The organism is Streptomyces sp. ADMS (genome assembly GCF_033441795.1).
Classification (GTDB): Bacteria; Actinomycetota; Actinomycetes; order Streptomycetales; family Streptomycetaceae; genus Streptomyces.
Window position 1 is genome coordinate 59,869 of record NZ_JAVFVX010000016.1, and the last position, 16,432, is coordinate 76,300.

The 16,432-nt window shown below is 71.8% G+C and carries 15 protein-coding genes and 4 pseudogenes; 11 read left to right on the forward strand and 8 right to left on the reverse strand.

The window, feature by feature from the left end; genetic code table 11:
• Positions 1–90 precede the first annotated feature (90 nt).
• Positions 91–312 carry a DUF3311 domain-containing protein gene (locus RB628_RS10330; RefSeq protein ID WP_318320030.1) on the reverse strand — a complete coding sequence of 74 codons (222 nt, stop codon included), beginning with the start codon at positions 310–312 and terminating at the stop codon, positions 91–93.
• A gap of 166 nt (positions 313–478) precedes the next feature.
• Here RB628_RS10330 and RB628_RS10335 point away from each other — a divergent pair, with 166 nt between their 5' ends.
• The 4 genes and pseudogenes from RB628_RS10335 to RB628_RS10350 form a co-directional block, all read left to right on the forward strand.
• Positions 479–2,041, forward strand: coding sequence for a sodium:solute symporter family transporter (locus tag RB628_RS10335; protein ID WP_318320031.1), 1,563 nt, complete (start codon positions 479–481; stop codon positions 2,039–2,041).
• Positions 2,038–2,676, forward strand: coding sequence for a SigE family RNA polymerase sigma factor (locus RB628_RS10340; protein WP_318320032.1), 639 nt, complete (start codon positions 2,038–2,040; stop codon positions 2,674–2,676). The genes RB628_RS10335 and RB628_RS10340 overlap by 4 nt, the downstream gene beginning before the upstream one ends.
• 119 nt (positions 2,677–2,795) lie before the next feature.
• A complete protein-coding gene (locus RB628_RS10345; protein WP_412180630.1) occupies positions 2,796–3,050 on the forward strand; it encodes a hypothetical protein in 255 nt (84 codons plus the stop codon).
• 218 nt (positions 3,051–3,268) lie between these two features.
• A pseudogene (locus RB628_RS10350) lies at positions 3,269–4,110 on the forward strand (MFS transporter); the annotation flags it as partial.
• 47 nt (positions 4,111–4,157) lie between these two features.
• Here RB628_RS10350 and RB628_RS10355 read toward each other — a convergent pair.
• On the reverse strand, positions 4,158–5,792 hold the full coding sequence (locus RB628_RS10355) for a family 43 glycosylhydrolase (RefSeq protein WP_318320034.1): 1,635 nt from the start codon (positions 5,790–5,792) through the stop codon (positions 4,158–4,160).
• Between the two features lie 227 nt (positions 5,793–6,019).
• Here RB628_RS10355 and RB628_RS10360 point away from each other — a divergent pair.
• The 4 genes and pseudogenes from RB628_RS10360 to RB628_RS10375 all read left to right on the forward strand — a co-directional run.
• Positions 6,020–6,265 (forward strand): annotated as a pseudogene (locus tag RB628_RS10360) (alpha/beta fold hydrolase); the annotation flags it as partial.
• A gap of 149 nt (positions 6,266–6,414) precedes the next feature.
• On the forward strand, positions 6,415–7,164 hold the full coding sequence (locus tag RB628_RS10365; protein ID WP_318320035.1) for a maleylpyruvate isomerase family mycothiol-dependent enzyme: 750 nt from the start codon (positions 6,415–6,417) through the stop codon (positions 7,162–7,164).
• A gap of 10 nt (positions 7,165–7,174) precedes the next feature.
• Positions 7,175–7,959, forward strand: a pseudogene (locus RB628_RS10370) (MFS transporter); the annotation flags it as partial.
• A gap of 74 nt (positions 7,960–8,033) precedes the next feature.
• Entirely contained in the window at positions 8,034–8,357 is a 324-nt protein-coding gene (locus RB628_RS10375) for a DUF6332 family protein (RefSeq protein ID WP_318320036.1), read from the forward strand.
• Here the strand turns inward: RB628_RS10375 and RB628_RS10380 are convergent.
• Together RB628_RS10380 and RB628_RS10385 are read right to left on the reverse strand one after the other, a co-directional pair.
• A pseudogene (locus RB628_RS10380) lies at positions 8,318–8,464 on the reverse strand (DNA-binding response regulator); the annotation flags it as partial. The gene RB628_RS10375 and the pseudogene RB628_RS10380 sit on opposite strands and share 40 nt — an antisense overlap.
• 14 nt (positions 8,465–8,478) lie before the next feature.
• Entirely contained in the window at positions 8,479–9,180 is a 702-nt protein-coding gene (locus RB628_RS10385; RefSeq protein WP_318320037.1) for a TetR/AcrR family transcriptional regulator, read from the reverse strand.
• 167 nt (positions 9,181–9,347) lie between these two features.
• On the opposite strand from RB628_RS10385, the gene RB628_RS10390 reads away from it, so the two are divergent.
• A complete protein-coding gene (locus RB628_RS10390) occupies positions 9,348–9,803 on the forward strand; it encodes a nitroreductase/quinone reductase family protein (protein WP_318320038.1) in 456 nt (151 codons plus the stop codon).
• 14 nt (positions 9,804–9,817) lie between these two features.
• Here RB628_RS10390 and RB628_RS10395 read toward each other — a convergent pair whose 3' ends face one another.
• On the reverse strand, positions 9,818–11,026 hold the full coding sequence (locus RB628_RS10395; RefSeq protein ID WP_318320070.1) for a geranylgeranyl reductase family protein: 1,209 nt from the start codon (positions 11,024–11,026) through the stop codon (positions 9,818–9,820).
• 135 nt (positions 11,027–11,161) lie between these two features.
• Between RB628_RS10395 and RB628_RS10400 the strand changes: the two genes are divergently transcribed.
• Entirely contained in the window at positions 11,162–12,517 is a 1,356-nt protein-coding gene (locus RB628_RS10400) for a dipeptidase (protein ID WP_318320039.1), read from the forward strand.
• A gap of 21 nt (positions 12,518–12,538) precedes the next feature.
• Here the strand turns inward: RB628_RS10400 and RB628_RS10405 are convergent, their stop codons facing one another.
• From RB628_RS10405 to RB628_RS10415, 3 genes are all read right to left on the reverse strand, one after another.
• Positions 12,539–13,588, reverse strand: coding sequence for an NUDIX hydrolase (locus tag RB628_RS10405; RefSeq protein WP_318320040.1), 1,050 nt, complete (start codon positions 13,586–13,588; stop codon positions 12,539–12,541).
• Positions 13,589–13,730: 142 nt separating this feature from the next.
• Positions 13,731–13,934: a hypothetical protein gene (locus tag RB628_RS10410; protein WP_318320041.1), complete on the reverse strand. Its 204-nt coding sequence runs from the start codon at positions 13,932–13,934 to the stop codon at positions 13,731–13,733.
• Between the two features lie 265 nt (positions 13,935–14,199).
• Entirely contained in the window at positions 14,200–15,156 is a 957-nt protein-coding gene (locus RB628_RS10415; RefSeq protein ID WP_318320042.1) for an ROK family protein, read from the reverse strand.
• 244 nt (positions 15,157–15,400) lie between these two features.
• Here RB628_RS10415 and RB628_RS10420 point away from each other — a divergent pair.
• Positions 15,401–16,432, forward strand: a 1,032-nt coding sequence (locus tag RB628_RS10420) for a LacI family DNA-binding transcriptional regulator (protein ID WP_318320043.1), incomplete at its 3' end; no start/stop codon positions are given.

Below are 16,432 nucleotides of genomic sequence, written 5' to 3' on the forward strand. Positions count from 1 at the left end.
GGCTCCTCACCTTGACGGTGGTGGGTGATGGCTGAGCGCGACGGGTGCGCGCAGCGCAGCGGGGGTGACGTCGTTGACCCGCCGACCCGGTCAGGGGTCGCGGCCTTCCTTCCTGGTCAGCGCATATGCGGCGAGCAGGCAGAGCCCGCTCCCCGGTACCCAGGCGAGCTGGTACCAGTAGAAGAACGGCGTCCCGGCGAGCCGGGGGCTCGCGCCGGCGTACCAGGGGACCCACAGCAGCCCTGCCGCGGGTGCGAGGAGCAGCACGGCGACGGCGACGCGCCGTAGCCGCTGGTGTCCGGTCCCTGCCATGATCTGCGCTCCCTTCCCGCTCGTTGTGGGTCTGTGCAAGAGTTGCCCACCCGCCGGAAACGGTTGACATCGGATTTCCGTCAGATTTCCCGCCTCCCTGTCCTCCGACCCGGGCATCCGCGCAACTCTCCGGCGAGGGCTCCAGGCACACCAAGGACGGTGACCCATGGCGGACAGCGCCATGACCGCGACGTTCCTCGCCGTGATCGGCGGGGCGTCGCTGCTCGCCGTGACCGCGCGCCGCCTGCACCCGAGCGACCGGCTGCCCTCGCTGGAGGGCTGGGCGCTGGCCGACCGGAGTCTCGGCCCGGTGTGGACCTGGCTGCTGCTCGGCGGCACGATCTTCACCGCGTACACCTTCACCGCCGTGCCCGGACTGGCGTACGGCAACGGTGCGCCCGCGTTCTTCGCGGTGCCGTACACGGTGATCGTCTGCCCGCTCGCCTTCGTCCTGCTGACCCGGCTGTGGACGGTGGCCCGGCGGCACGGCTACGTCACCGCCGCCGACTTCGTGCGCGGCCGGTACGGTTCGGCGCCGCTGGCCCTGGTGGTCGCGCTGACCGGCATCCTCGCGACGATGCCGTATCTGGCGCTTCAACTCCTGGGCATACGTGCCGTGTTGACCGCCGGAGGCCTCTATCCGCGGGGCGCTGTGGGGGACCTGGTCATGGTCGCCCTGTTCGCGGGGCTCGCGGTGGCGACCTACCGGCACGGGCTGCGCGCCCCGGCCGTCATCTCGGCGCTCAAGGCGGTGGCCGTGTTCGTCTCGCTGGGTGCCGTCTGCTGGCTGGTCCTCGACCGGTTCGGCGGGCCCGGCGCGGTCTTCGACGGGGCGGCACGCCGGCTCGGCCGTGCGGACGCCGCCCACTCGGCCCTGGTCCTGTCCCCCGGACAGCAGCCGGCGTACGCCACGCTCGCCCTGGGTTCGGCACTGGCGCTGCTCATGTACCCGCATGTGCTGACCGCAGGTTTCGCGGCCGACAGCGCGCGCACCGTCCGCAAGGTCACCGTGGCACTGCCCGCGTGGACGGGGCTGCTCGCGCTCTTCGGTTTCCTCGGCATCGCGGCCCTCGCGGCGGGGGTGCAGGCACCGGAGGGCGGCGCCGAGGCGGCCGTGCCGATGCTGGTCGACCGGTTGATGCCTGGGCCGCTGGCTGGCCTGGTGTTCGGCGCGATCACCGTGGGGGCGCTGGTCCCGGCCGCTGTGATGTCGATCGCGGCCGCCACCAGTTTCGTACGCAATGTGTACGTCGAGTACGTCCATCCGACGGCCACGCCCAAGCGGCAGGTGCGCATCGCCAAGGCGGTGTCGCTGACCGCGAAGGTGGGGGCGATCGCGTTCGTGTTCGGGCTGCGTGACCAGGACGCGATCAATCTCCAGCTCCTCGGCGGCGTCTGGATACTGCAGATATTTCCGGCCGTCGCCGTGGGGCTCTTCACCGGCCGGCTGCATCCGCGGGCGCTGCTCGCCGGGTGGGCCACCGGTATGGCGGCCGGCACGTTCATGGTGGTGCGCGAGGGCTTCTCGTCCATCGTGCCGTTCGGTCCCGCCGACCAGCCCGTACAGATCTACGCCGGTCTGGCCGCCCTTCTGCTCAACCTGGCCGTCGCCGTCCTCGGCACCGCGGCCCTCGAACGTCTCGGCGTCCCACGCGGAGCCGACGCGACCGACCTGCCGTCCCGCCTGACCGTCAGGCGGCGCCCCGAGACGGGAGCGAACAACCCGTGAGACGCAGACAGCACACACCCATGCCGGTGATGCCACCGGTGGCCGCGGCCCTGGCCGAACCGGCCGTGATCGCGCCGCCCGTTCCACGGCCCGCCTCCGCGAGCGAGGTTCTCGCCCCCGTGGTGGGCGATCCCGCCGAGGCCGAACGGGAGGCGGCCCTCGCCGGCCTCTTCGAGCTGCACTACGCCTCGATGCTGCGGCTGGCCGTCCTGCTCGGCGCGGACGACCCTGAGAACGTGGTGGCCGAGGCCTACTACCAGCTCTACCGCAAGTGGCGGCGGCTGCGCGAAACCGGGGCGGCGGAGGCGTATCTGCGCTCCACCGTCTGCAATCTGACCCGGATGCGCATACGTCACCTCCAGGTCGCGCGCAGGCATGTGGAGAACCCGCCCCCGCCGGACGACGCGGTCGCCTCCGCCGAGAGCACCGCTCTGCTCCACGACGACCAGCGTGTACTGATCGGCGCCCTCCAGCAGTTGCCCGCCCGGCAGCGCGAGGCGCTCGTCCTGCGGCACTGGCTCGGCCTCAAGGAGAGCGAGATCGCCGCCGCGATGGGGATCTCCCGCGGATCGGTCAAGACGCACACCGCACGCGGCATCGCCGCTCTGACCCAGGCGATGGAGACACGGCGATGAACGACACCAGTCCGGACCGGGCCGACAAGGACTTCACAGTGCAGGCCTGCACGGAGCAGGACACAGAACGAGGACTCGCTGAGCAGGGGCTCACTGAACAGGACCGCACGGAACGGGAGTTGCGCGCCGCTCTGGAGACTCTGGCCGGCGGAGTGAGCGCCGCCCCCGACGCCTACCGCACGGCGCGCGGCGACTGGTTGCGCCGGGAGAGACGCCGCCGACTCGTCCTGGCCGCGCTGATCGCCGTCGTCTTCACCCTCGCCACGCTGATCGGCCTGTGGGTCCTCAACAACGCCCCGTCCGATCCCGGCGTCATCTTCTCGGGCGCCCGGAGTGCGGTCGTGCCAGGGGTGGTCGCCGGAGGGTCGCCCTGAGCGCCGTCGCCGGGCCACCCGCGAACCAGGAGGACTTCCGCAGGGGTTTCACGGTGGCCTCGGAGCGCGTCTCCTCGACACTGCGGCCGGGTCGGCCGCGGCGGCCTTGAGGAGGCGGCGGAAGGTGGGGCACTCCAAGTGGCTCGGCGCCGGACAGGCGGCAGCGTGCCGCAGGGAGTCACGCAGGACGCCCAGTTCCCGAACGCACAACGCCGTGCAACAGCGGCGCCGTGGACCTGGTCGCCGCACTGCGCCGCCCGGTCATGCCCACCTTCCACGCCGCTTTCAGTCTCGGTGGGATGACCGGCGCCGGACTCGGCGGACTGGTGGCCGGGGCTCTGTCCCCCGCGCGCCATCTGCTCGGCCTCAGCGTGATCGGACTGCTCGTCACCCTCCTCGCGGGCCGCACCCTGCTGCGCCATCGGCCCCCGACTTCACCGCAGAGCTCAACACCGCGGGAGAGCGCACCACGCCACCTGGACCCCCGCACCCGTCGCCCAGTGATCGTCTTCGGCCTGATCGCCCTGTGCACGGCCTACGGCGAAGGAGCCCTGGCCGACTGGAGCGCACTGCACCTGGAGCAGGACCTGGACACCACACCGGGTCTCGCGGCCACCGGGTACTCCTGCTTCGCGCTCGGCATGACCATCGGCCGGCTGACCGGCACGACACTGCTCGAACGCCTGGGCCCACCCGCACCCTGGTGTACGGCGGCACGACCGCCGCCGTCGGCATGCTGCCCGGCGCGCTCGCACCCTCCCTGTGGGCGGCGCTTCTCGGGTTCGTCATCACCGGTCTCGGGCTCGCCAACCTCTTTCCGGTCGCCGTCGAACGCGCCGGCGCACTGGCCGGGCCCGACGGAGTCGCGATCGCGTCCACGCTCGGTTACGGCGGCATGCTCCTGGGCCCGCCCGCCATCAGGTTCATGGCCGAGTGGTTCTCCCTGCCCACCGCCCTCACCAGCGTGGCCGCGCTGGCGGCGGTTGCCGCCCTGATCGGCGTGACGACGCGCCACGCGACGACGAACCGACGGAACGTCACACCTGGTCCGGACACCTGATGGAGACACCCGACAGGACTCCTGGTCGGGATACCCGGGCCGCCGGATCAGTCGGCCACGCGGTACGTCGTCTCGTCGAAGTCCGCGTGCAGGCCTCCGCCGGTCAGGTCCCAGGCCCACAGGCCGACGAACGCGCCCGTGAATCCCAGGGACCGGATCCGGCCGTCCACGATCTCCTCGGCGTGCTCGTCCGACAGCACGGTGGCGTCGAGGGACGGGCCGAGAGGGCGCCGGCCGAGGCCGGTGTCGTAGCGGAAGCGGAGCCTGGCGCCGTCGAGGTCGAGGCCGATCCGGAGCCTGGTGGTGTCGCCGAGGCGCACCTCACCGGCCTCGTCGACGCTCACCGCGCCCCTGTCGCAGCTCGCCACGCGCAGCACCGTCTCGCCCCGGTCGTCGGCGGTGAGGTGCAGGAAGTACCAGGCGCGGGAGTTGTAGTAGGCAGTGATCCCGGCGAGCTGCTGGACGCCGCGGGGCCGGTACTCCACCGTCGCCTCGAACACGCAGCGCGGGGCGGTCACCCGGCGGGCGACCAGGCTCGCGCCGGTCAGGCTCTGCGGTGAGCGTCCGCCGCGCAGCCGCAGGTGGGAGGGGCGCTCGGTGAGCGAGAGCCAGTCGGGGGCGGCGGGGCGGCGCAGGGTGGACCAGTCGGGGCCGAGGGCCGGCCGGTCGAAACCGTCGTACTCCCCGGGGCGCGTGTCACCGGTGCCGGCGGGCCCCTCCTCGGGGTCGGTGAGCGGCAGCGCCGGGGCGGGGATCTCGACGGCAGGCAGGCCGGTCGGGGTGCGTGGCCAGCCGTCGGAGGTCCAGGTGACGGGGGTGAGCGCGGTCTCACGGCCCAGTACGCACGGGCCGTGGCGGCCGTGCGGCCGGGCGACGAGATACGCCATGTACCACTCACCGCCGGAGGTCTCCACGAGGCTGCCGTGTCCGGCCTTCTGGAGCGGCAGGTCCGGGTGGTTGCGGGCGGTGATCAGCGGGCCGGAGGGGTCGCGCTCATAGGGGCCGGCCAGGGCTGGCGAGCGCGCCACGGTGACCTGGTGGTCGTAGCCGGTTCCGCCGTCGGCGGTCAGCAGATAGTACCAGGCGCCTCGCCGGTAGATGTTGGGGCCCTCGATCCAGCCGGCCTGGGGCGGCAGCACGATCCTGACAGGATCACCGGTCGGGCGGCGCGCGGCACGGTCGTACGCTGTCGCCTCCAGACCGGCCGAACCGCCGTGCCCCGGGCGCCAGTCGTGAACCATGTTCACAAGCCAACTCCGGTCCCCGTCGTGAAACAGGGACGCGTCGAAGCCGCGCGCGTGCAGCGGTACCGGGTCGGACCACGGGCCGTCGATCGACGGGGCCGTCGTCAGGTAGTTGGGGCTGTCGGTGAAGCCGCCCGCGTACGTCGACACGTTGCTGTGGACGAGGTGGAACAGACCGTCCACGTGGCTCAGATTCGGTGCCCACACCCCACCGGAGTCAGGCCGCCCGGTGAGCTCCAGCAGTCGGGTGCTGTCCAGCGCCCCGCCCAGGGACCGCCAGCGCACGAGGTCCCTGGAGTGGTGCAGGCGTACGCCCGGATACCACTCGAACGTCGAGGTCGCCACGTAGAAGTCCGGTCCCACCCGCACGATGGACGGATCAGGGTGCGAACCTGCCAGGACAGGATTGCGGATGACCCGCGCGGTCGGCTGCCCCATGAACGCTCACTCCTCCTGGCCCACACCTGAGCGGCCCCGCCGGACGCCGGAGTGACGATCGGATGATCAAGGGGGACCGTAGTGTCGAACACGTTCGCAGGCAACGCCCTGTCCGCGAAGCGACCGTCCCGGTGTCCACCTCTTGCTGTCCGTAGCCGCACCGCCAGTGATCCCGGGCACGCGAAACCCGGTTGCCCGGCCGGATCACCGCTGCCAAAGTCGTGGCCATGTCTGTCTTATCCGCGTACGACGGGACCGAGCTGGCCTGTCGCGTACTCGGTGAGGGTCCGCCGCTGGTGTGTCTCCCCGGCGGGCCGATGCGGGACTCCGTCTGTCTCGGGGACCTCGGCGGTCTGTCCGCGCACCGGCGCCTGATCATGCTCGATCTCCGGGGCACCGGCCGGTCGGCGGTACCGGAGGATCCCGCGTCCTACCGCTGCGACCGTCTCGTCGACGACGCCCGCACTGGCCGAGCTCCCGGGGCTGTTCCCGCACGCCCAACCGGTCGTCCAGCCCGGCGCCGGACACTTCCCGTGGCTCGACGACGCGAACCGGTTCGTGGCAACCACCGAAGCGTTCCTGAGATAGGGAACCACCTCAATCCCACATGGAGACTGTCTTGATGGAGACCGCGCGTTTCGTGGAAATCCTGGACACGGAGGGCCAGTTGCTGGCCGCTGCCGCCGAGCGGGCGGGAACCGACGCCAAGGTGCCGACCTGTCCGGGCTGGCAGGTGGGCGACCTGGTGCGGCACGTGGGCGCGGTGCACCGCTGGGCCGCCTCGTACGTCGCCGAACGGCACATGTCGCCCCAGCGCCTCGGCGGCCTGCCCGACCTCGACGGCAGCGCGCTGCTCACCTGGTTCCGGGAGGGCCATCGCGCCCTCGTCGACACCCTCGCCTCGGCCCCGCCCGACGTCGAGTGCTGGAGTTTCATGCCCGCCCCCTCACCGCTCGCGTTCTGGGCCCGGCGGCAGGCTCATGAGACCGCCGTACATCGAGTGGACGCCCAGTCCGCCCTCGGCACCACGCCCACCCCGCTCGCACCGGACTTCGCCACGGACGGCATCGACGAACTCCTGCTCGGTTTCCACGCCCGCGCCAAGAGCCGGGCCCGCACGGACGAGCCCCGGGTCCTGCGGGTGCGGGCGACCGACAGGGACGACACGGTGTGGACCGTACGGCTGTCGTCGGAGCCGCCGGCGGCCCAGCGCACCATGGGCCAGGCCGACCAGGCGGCTCAGGAAGCCGACTGCGAGGTGACCGGCTCCGCCGCCGCTCTCTACCTGGCGCTGTGGAACCGGCAGCCGTTCCCCGGCGTGAGCGGCGATACCGCGCTCGCCGCCCTGTGGCAGGAGAAGTCCGCCGTCTGAAAGCCGGGGCCTTCCCTTTGTCGCGGTGGCCGCGCTGCCGACCGTCTTCGTCCGCGTCGAGCAGCGCTCCGCCGGCCCCTGGTCCGGCTCGGTGTGCTGCGCTCCGGCAACCAGATCCGCGCCCAGCCCGGTGCGCTGACACTCTTCGGCTCGTGCGTCGGTCCCGGTTCCTGGTCACCCCGTACATGCAGTCCCTGCTCCGCTGGGCGGCACTGCACACGGCGCTCGCCCTCCTGCCCGCGGGTGCGATCGTGGCGCTGTCCGCGACGAAGATCGGCCCGATCGTCGACCGGTTCGGCACCCAGCGGGTGACCGTGCCGGGCTTCGCGCTGATGATCACCGGATACGCACTGTTCCTGCGCGTCGGCCTCGACCCGAGCTGTGCCACCCTGATCCTGCCGTCGGTCCTCATCCTGCCGTCGATGCTGCTGATCGGCGGGGCCCTTCGTACTGTTCTTCCCCTCGCTCAACATCCGGGCCACGAACGGCGTCGGCGACCACGAACAGGGCATGGCCTCCGGGCTGTTGAACACCTCGGTCCAGGTGTGCGACGCGAACTTCCTGGCCGTCGTGACGGCGGTGGCCACCGGGGGCACCCCTGACAACCCCTCGCCACAGACCGTCCTCGACGCCTACCGGCCCGGGCTGACCGTGGTGACGGGCATCGCCCTCGCCGGTCTGCTCGTCTCGCTCCCCGGTCTGCGCACCTGGCGTCCGAGTCGGTCCGTCGTGGTCGCCAGGACCCTTCAGCGGCAGGAGGAGACGACGCCCGACCGCGTGGCGGCCCGCGACTGAGAGGTCCTCTTCGGTGTCCGGGCCCGGCCGGGGTCTGCTTGCCCGGCCGGGCACCCGCCTGTTTGACTCCGGGGATGGACAACTACGGGGGCAATACAGGGCAGGGCCGCGCGCGGGACTCCCAGGCCCGGCGGGACGCGGTCACTGTGGAGATCGGATACGCCCTGTGCAGCGCCGCGTTCCTGGCGGCCGTCACCTTCGGGGTGGTCGCCGGTCCGGCGTGGGTCTTCACACTGTCCGGTACCGCGCAGGCCACACTCGTCGCCTCGGGGGCGACACTGGGCGCGGTCCTGTTCTTCGTACGCGTGGTGAGCGTACTGGGCCGCTTCTCCCGTGAGAACGACGGCACCGGCGGGGATCAGCCGGGTCTGCCCGACCGCACCAACCCCGACTCGTAGGCCGGCACGACCAGTTGGGCCCGGTCGCGGGCACCCAGCTTCACCGTCGTGCGGCTCGCATGAGCCCTCGCGGTGAGCGTGCTGACGGCCAGGCACCGGGCGATGCCGCCAACTCCGGCCCCTACTCCTTCCCCGGGAACACCAGCCCCACCCCATGGGCGATCCGGCTCACGGAATAGCGGAAGAACGTCTCCCGGTCCTCCACCACGCGGTTGAACTGACCGAACAGTTCGAACCCGATCAGCCCGTACAGCTGGGCCCAGGCCGCGACGAGCGCCACCGCCACCTCCGCCGGGAGGTCGGGTGCGAGGTCGGCGGCCAACCGTTCGGCCTCCGGGCGCAGTTCGGCCGGGATCGGGGTGCGCGCCACGCCGACGCTCCGGTGCGCGTCACGCACGATGCCGGTCAGCAGCAGGCCGACGCGCGCGGCGGCCGGCACGGTCGTGTCGGGGGCCTTGTAGCCGGGCACCGGCGAGCCGTAGATCAGCGCGTACTCGTGGGGATGACCGAGCGCCCAGCCTCGCACCGCCTCGCACACCGTGACCCAGCGGCGCGGCGGGCCGGTGTCAGCGACGGCGGCATGGGCGGTTTCGGCGGCCTCGCCCAGGGAGTCGTAGGCGTCGATGATGAGAGCGGTCAGCAGGTCGTCACGGCTGGGGAAGTACCGGTACAGCGCGGAGGAGACCATGCCGAGCTCTCGGGCGACGGCCCGCAGCGAGAGCTTGGCGGCACCCTCCGCCGCGAGCTGTCTGCGCGCCTCGTCCTTGATCGCCGAGGTGACTTCGATCCGGGCGCGGGCGCGGGCTCCTTGTGCGGTGCTCATACGGGCGAGTGTTCCACATTTGGAGCAGTGCACACAAACGAGAGCGCCGACCCAAAAAGAGAGCACTGCTCTTGCCTTGGATCGCCGATCTCCGACATACTGCTCTCAAGCGAGAGCAGTGCTCTCGCAAGCAGCATCGTCACGATCACTCACACCCGGAGGACACCATGCCGTCGCCGTCAGCCCACTATGTGAAGCCCAAGGCGTTCGACAAGGCCATGAACGGATTCATCGGCTGGCTCGCACGTCACGGTGTGAGCCTCATGGGCACCGCCGAGCTCTCCGTGCTCGGCCGCAGCAGCGGCGAGTGGCGCCGGGTGCCCGTCAACCCCCTGCCGTACGAGGGCGGCCCGTACCTCGTCTCGGCGCGCGGCCACTCCGAGTGGGTGCGGAACATGCGCGCCGCCGGCGGCGGACGGCTCAAAGTCGGCCGCCGGGTGCAGGAGTTCACCGCGGTCGAGCTGCCCGACGCGGAAAAGCCGCTCGTACTGCGCACCTACCTCAAGAAATGGGGCTGGGAGGTGGGGCGCTTCTTCGGCGGCGTCGACGTGAACTCCACCGACGAGGAACTTTTGGCCGCCGCGCCCAGACACCCCGTGTTCCGGATCACCGTCAGACCGTGAACGCTCCCCGGCCCCTAAGGCCTGTCGAGAGCGGTCAGGGCACGCCCCGCCATGGGGTGGGTGCGTACCAGCTCGCCCAGGGAGGTGGAGCCACGAGTGATGTCCCGGAAGGCGTTCCATGCCGGGCGGAAGCCGGTCAGGGCAGCGTGGAAGAGTCCGGGACGTCGCTCGAACGCCTTCAGCATGCTCCGGCCGACGGCCATCTCGACGCCGAGCCCCGCCTTGATCGCGAACGCGTAGTTCAGGGCCTGGCGGCGCGTGTCCACAGCGTCGTGCGCCTCAGCGATCCGGACCGCCCACTCCCCCGCGAGCCGCCCCGAGCGCAACGCGAACGAGATGCCCTCGCGGGTCCACGGCTCCAGCAGGCCCGCCGCGTCCCCGCAGACCAGCACCCGGCCGCGGGAGAGCGGTGAGTCGTCGGCACGACAGCGCGTCAGATGGCCGGAGGAGATGCTTGGTTCGAAGCCGGCCAGCCCCAGCCGGGCGATGAAGTCCTCCAGGTACCGCTTGGTGGCCGCGCCCTCACCGCGTGCGGAGATCACACCCACCGTCAGCGTGTCCCCCTTGGGGAACACCCACCCGTAACTGCCGGGCATCGGGCCCCAGTCGATGAGCACCCGCCCCCGCCAGTCCTCGGCGACGGTCTCCGGCACCGGGATCTCCGCCTCCAGGCCGAGATCCACCTGGTCGAGTTTCACCCCGACGTGTGCTCCTATACGGCTGGCGCTGCCGTCGGCGCCCACGACAGCGCGGGCGAGCACCGTCTCGCCGCCCTGCAGGACGACGGCGACGGTCCGCCGGTCCGGCACCGCGGAGCCGTGCTGCTCGACTCGCGACACCGTGACGCCCGTACGCAGCTCGGCGCCCGCCTTCTGGGCGTGCTCGACGAGTTGCTGGTCGAACTCGGGCCGGTTGATGAGGCCGAACAGCATCTGCCTGGACCGGCGGGTGCGGGTGAAGCGGCCGTTGTTCGAGAACGTGACCGCGTGCACCCGGTCCCTGAAGGGCAGTTCGAAGCCGGGCGGCAGGGAGTCTCGCGAGGGGCCGATGATGCCTCCTCCGCACGTCTTGTAGCGGGGCAGTTCCGCTTTCTCCAGCAACAGCACACGGCGGCCCGCGACCGCCGCCGCATAGGCGGCCGAGGCCCCCGCGGGTCCCGCGCCCACCACAACGACGTCCCACACCTGCGCCACGTCGTCCGCCGAAGAGTTCTCGCTGCTCACGATGGTCTGCTGCTCCTGATCCATCCGCCTGCCGCACCTGTTCCCCCGCATCCTACGGCGGGCGTCGCCACAGTCCGCTGTGGGAGGATCACAGGACTTCTCCGGTACAACGTCGCACCCACAAGGAGCGTGCCCATGTCCTCGAATCCGGTCGCCGAGACCGTCGCCTCCCTCATGCCGAGGGCACGGGCGGAGCTCACCGAACTGGTGGCGTTCAAGTCGGTGGCCGACTTCGAGCAGTTCCCGAAGAGCGAGAGCGAGGCGGCCTCGAACTGGGTCGCCGACGCGCTGCGCGCCGACGGGTTCCAGGACGTGGCCCTGCTCGACACCCCGGACGGCACACAGTCGGTGTACGGCTTCCTGCCCGGCCCGGTGGGCGCGAAGACCGTCCTCCTGTACGCGCACTACGACGTGCAGCCGCCGCTCGACGAGGCCGGCTGGGTGACCCCGCCGTTCGAGCTGACCGAGCGGGACGGTCGCTGGTACGGGCGCGGAGCCGCCGACTGCAAGGGCGGCCTCATCATGCACCTGCTCGCGCTGCGCGCCCTCAGGGCGAACGGCGGCGTCCCGGTCAACGTCAAGGTGATCGCCGAGGGTTCGGAGGAAATGGGCACGGGCGGTCTGGAGCGGTACGCCGAGGAACACCCGGAGCTGCTCGCCGCCGACACGATCGTGATCGGCGACGCCGGCAACTTCCGGGTCGGTCTGCCGACGGTCACCTCGACGCTGCGCGGCATGACCATGCTGCGGGTCAGGATCGACACCCTTGAGGGCAACCTCCACTCGGGCCAGTTCGGCGGGGCCGCGCCCGACGCGCTGGGCGCGCTGATCCGCGTCCTCGACTCGCTGCGGGCCGAGGACGGCTCGACGACGGTCGACGGGCTTCCGGACGAGGCGTCGTGGGACGGACTCCGGTACGACGAGGAGCAGTTCCGTACGGACGCCAAGGTGCTCGACGGTGTGGAGCTGATCGGCTCCGGCCCGGTCGCCGACCGGATCTGGGCGCGCCCGGCGGTCACGGTCCTGGGCATCGACTGCCCGCCGGTGGTCGGCGCCACCCCGTCCGTGCAGGCGAGCGCCCGCGCGCTGGTCAGCCTGCGGGTGCCGCCGGGCGTGGACGCGGCGGCGGCGACCAAGCTTCTGGAGGCGCATCTCACGGCGCACACACCGTGGGGCGCGCGGGTGAGCACGGAGCAGATCGGCCAGGGCCAGCCCTTCCGCGCCGACACCGCCAGCCCGGCGTACACGGCGATGGCAGAGGCCATGTCGGTCGCGTACCCGGGCCAGGAGATGCAGTACGCGGGCCAGGGCGGCTCGATCCCCCTCTGCAACACGCTCGCGTCGCTCTACCCGCGGGCCGAGATCCTGCTGATCGGCCTGAGCGAGCCGGAGGCCCGGATCCACGCGGTGAACGAGAGCGTGTCCCCGGAGGAACTGGAGCGTCTGTCGGTGGCAGAGGCCCTGTTCCTCCGGAACTACGCCGCTTCCTGAGCCACCCGGAACAACCCTCCCCTACTCCTTCTCCCCCACCGCCACCCCCGCCTCCAGATACAGGGCGGCGCCCCGCTCGCGGGCCCGCAGCGCCCCGCGCAGGCGTTCGTAGCGGACGGGAGGGAGCAGACCGGCGGCCTCCTCCTCGGTGACGAAGCGCCAGCCGCGCAGTTCGGGGCCGGGCAGCAGCAGCCGCCCGGCCTCGGCGCCGGCGAGCCGCCCACCGTCGAAGAGGAGGCGCAGTCCGCCGTAGCCGGGCGGCACGGGCGGCTCCCAGTCGATGACGAGGAGCCGGGGCACGTCGGTGAGGTGGATGCCCGTCTCCTCGGCGACCTCACGGATGCCCGCGCGCGCGGGCGCCTCGCCCCGTTCGACGACCCCGCCGGGGAACTCCCAGCCGGCCTTGTAGGTCGGGTCGACGAGCAGCACCCGGTCCTGCTCGTCGAACAACAGGACCCCGGAGGCCACCGTCTCGCCGGTGGGTTCCGGGGTCTGCACGATGTCGCACACGGGCGCTGTCCCGGCGCTGACGGCCTCGGCGATCCGCACAGCCGTCTCGTACGGGGTGAGGGCACTGGTGTCGACCGGGTGGGCGTCGGCGGTGAGCCAGGAGGCGAGCGCCGTCCGGTACGGCTCCATCTGGTCGTACGCCCACTGCCGTACCCGTATCTCGCCGTCGGGGAGGTCCGGCGGGATCTCCCGGGTGGCTATTCGCTCGCGCAGGATCGTTTCGGCCGGGGCGAGAAGCACATGCCGGACAGTGATCCGGCGGGCCGCGAGCCCCCCGAAGATCTCATCGCGGTACTCCTGGCGGAGGAGCGTCATGGGCACCACCAGGGTGCCGCCGAGTTCGGCGAGCATGGCGGCCGCGGTGTCCACGACAAGCCGCCGCCAGATCGGCAGGTCCTGGAAGTCCCCGACCTCGGCGAGGCGTTTGGGCGGCAGCAGATGTGCGAGTGCCCCGCCGATGGCCTCGGGGTCGAAGAGCGTGCTGTTCGGGATCAGTTCGATCAGTTCCCGTGCGGTGGTGGTCTTTCCCGCACCGAACGCGCCGTTGACCCAGACGATCACGTTTCCCCCTCTTCTGTTGGACCCCTGAGGCTTGCCCGCTCCACCCTGCCACGGAAACCAGATCCCGTTGAGGCCGCCGACACAGTGGCGCCGGCGCCCCGTCACACGGGGCACCGGCGCCACTCTGACCACTTCCGGCTCGTCAGCCGGTGGAGCTGTCGCCTCCCAGCGCGTTCTCGTCCACGGCCAGGCTGTCGCTGGCGACGGTGTGGTCGAGCGAGCTGAGCGTGTCGTCCACGCTGAGATCACCGAGGGCGTCGGCCCCGAGACCGTGGGACGGGGTGATCGCCGCGACGACGAACCCGGTGGCGAGGGAGGCGATGGCGAGCATGCTGCGCTTCTTCATGCCCGGTTCAACTGCCGAACCGGGGTATGGGTCACGCCCGGATCGGCTCCGGCTGATTGAATCCGGCCGACGACCCTGGGGCACCCGCACGTCTGGCTGCCTGTCGCACCGCCGGATTCCCCGCCTCGGCCATGACCGCTCGTCCCCGCGGACGTCGACGACGGGGAAGAACGTCACGCACCCTCGCCTTCGAGATCCGGACGGACGGTACGGTGAACGATCGTTCCGGCCGCCCCCGTACCCGCTCCCGCCCCATTGGGCTCCCTCAGACGCCGGCCGCAGCCGCGTCGTCCGCCCTGCGAGCCAGCGCCGCCGCGGCGGCGCCCACCAGCCCCGCGTCCGTGCCCATCTGCGCCGGTACGACCTCCAGGCTCTGGACGAACGACAGCGTCGCGTAGGTCTTCAGGGCCGCACGCAGGGGCGTGAACAGGATGTCACCGGCCTTGCCCACTCCCCCGCCGATCACGGCGACGTCTATCTCCACGAGGGTCGCGGTGGCGGCGATTCCCGCCGCGAGCGCCTGGGCCGCGCGTTCGAAAGAGGCGACGGCGATCGGATCGCCGGCCTGTGCCGCCTCGGCCACGGCGGCGGCCGAGGTGTCGCCGCCGGGGCCCGGCTGCCAGCCGTTGGCCAGGGCGCGGCGCGCGATGTTGGGGCCGCTGGCGATGCGTTCCACGCAACCACGGGAGCCGCAGGCGCAGGGTTCGCCGTCGAGTTCGACGCTGATGTGCCCGATGTGGCCGGCGTTGCCGGTGGGTCCGGGATGCAGCCGCCCGTTGAGGACCAGGCCGCCGCCGACCCCGGTCGAGACGACCATGCACAGCGCGTTGTCGTGGCCGCGGGCGGCGCCCTGCCAGTGTTCGGCCGCCGTGATCGCCACGCCGTCCCCGATGAGTTCGACGGGGAGGGCCCCGGTCGCGGCCCTGACCCGCTCGACCAGCGGATAACCGCGCCAGCCGGGTACGTTCACCGGGCTCACCGTGCCCGCGGAGGCGTCCACCGGCCCCGCGCTGCCGATACCGACGGCGCTCACGCGTCCCCACAGCGGCGAGCCGGTCAGCCCGGTGAGGACCTCCTCGACGGCCCGCATCACGGTCTCGCCGTCCTCCCGCGCGGGCGTCGGGCGCTGTGCGCGCAGCAGGATCCGGCCGTGGCCGTCCACCAGCGCTCCGGCGATCTTGGTGCCGCCGATGTCGAGCGCGGCCACGAGGTCGGTGTGCATCAGTGTCAGATCTCCCTGTCAACCATGGCAAAGGGGCAGGCCGGTCCGATGGTGGGGCGCAGGCCGGAGTTGGTGGTGGACAGTGTCCCTGCATCTGACAACGTTGTCCAGGCTCTATGCTCGACGCCACATCCTCATACATACCCAGGGACGACGCATCCCCCCGGACCCGCACAGCGGACCGGACCACCCCGGTGGAACGCGGTGGATCAAGTTCATCCCGTGGACGACAGGACAGCGCATCGTGGCCGACACCGCCCGCCGCCCGGAGAACCGCTACGGCAACCGTCCGACCATGAAGGACGTGGCCGCACGCGCCGGGGTCGGTCTGAAGACGGTCTCTCGTGTCGTCAACAGCGAGCCGGGGGTGACTCCGGAGACCGAGCGCCGCGTCCAGGAGGCCATCGACGCGCTGGGGTTCCGCCGCAACGACAGCGCGCGGGTGCTGCGCAAGGGCAGTACGGCGAGCATCGGCCTCGTCCTGGAGGACCTCGCCGACCCGTTCTACGGGCCCCTGAGCCGGGCGGTCGAGGAGATCGCCCGAGCGCACGGCGCCCTGCTGATCAACGGGTCGAGCGCCGAGGACCCGGACCGTGAGCAGGAGTTGGTGCTGGCGCTGTGCGCGCGGCGGGTGGACGGGCTGGTGATCATTCCGGCCGGTGACGACCACCGGTATCTGGAGCCCGAGCTGAAGGCCGGCGTCGCCACGGTGTTCGTGGACCGGCCGGCCGGGAAGATCGACGCCGATGTCGTCCTGTCGGACAGTTTCGGCGGCGCCCGCGACGGCGTGGCCCACCTGATCTCGCACGGCCACCACCGGATCGGTTTCATCGGCGACATGCCCCGCATCCACACCGCCGCCGAGCGGCTGCGCGGCTACCGCGCCGCCATGGAGGACGCGGGCATACCGGTGGAGGACGCGTGGATGTCGCTCGGCGTCACCGACCCGGAGCGGGTGCGCGGCGCTGCCGAGGAGATGCTCACCGGGCCGTCCCCGGTCACGGCGATCTTCGCAGGCAACAACCGGGTGACGGTCACGGTCGTCCGGGTCCTCGCCGAGCAGCGCCGTCCCGTCGCTCTCGTGGGCTTCGACGACTTCGAACTCGCCGACCTGCTCCAGCCGGGCGTCACGGTCGTCGCCCAGGACGCGGCCCAGCTCGGCCGCACAGCCGCCGAGCGCCTCTTCCGCCAGCTGGACGGCACGCTTCTCACGCCTGAGCGCATCGAGCTCCCGACCCGTCTGATCACCCGGGGGTCGGGGGAACTGCCTCCGTCG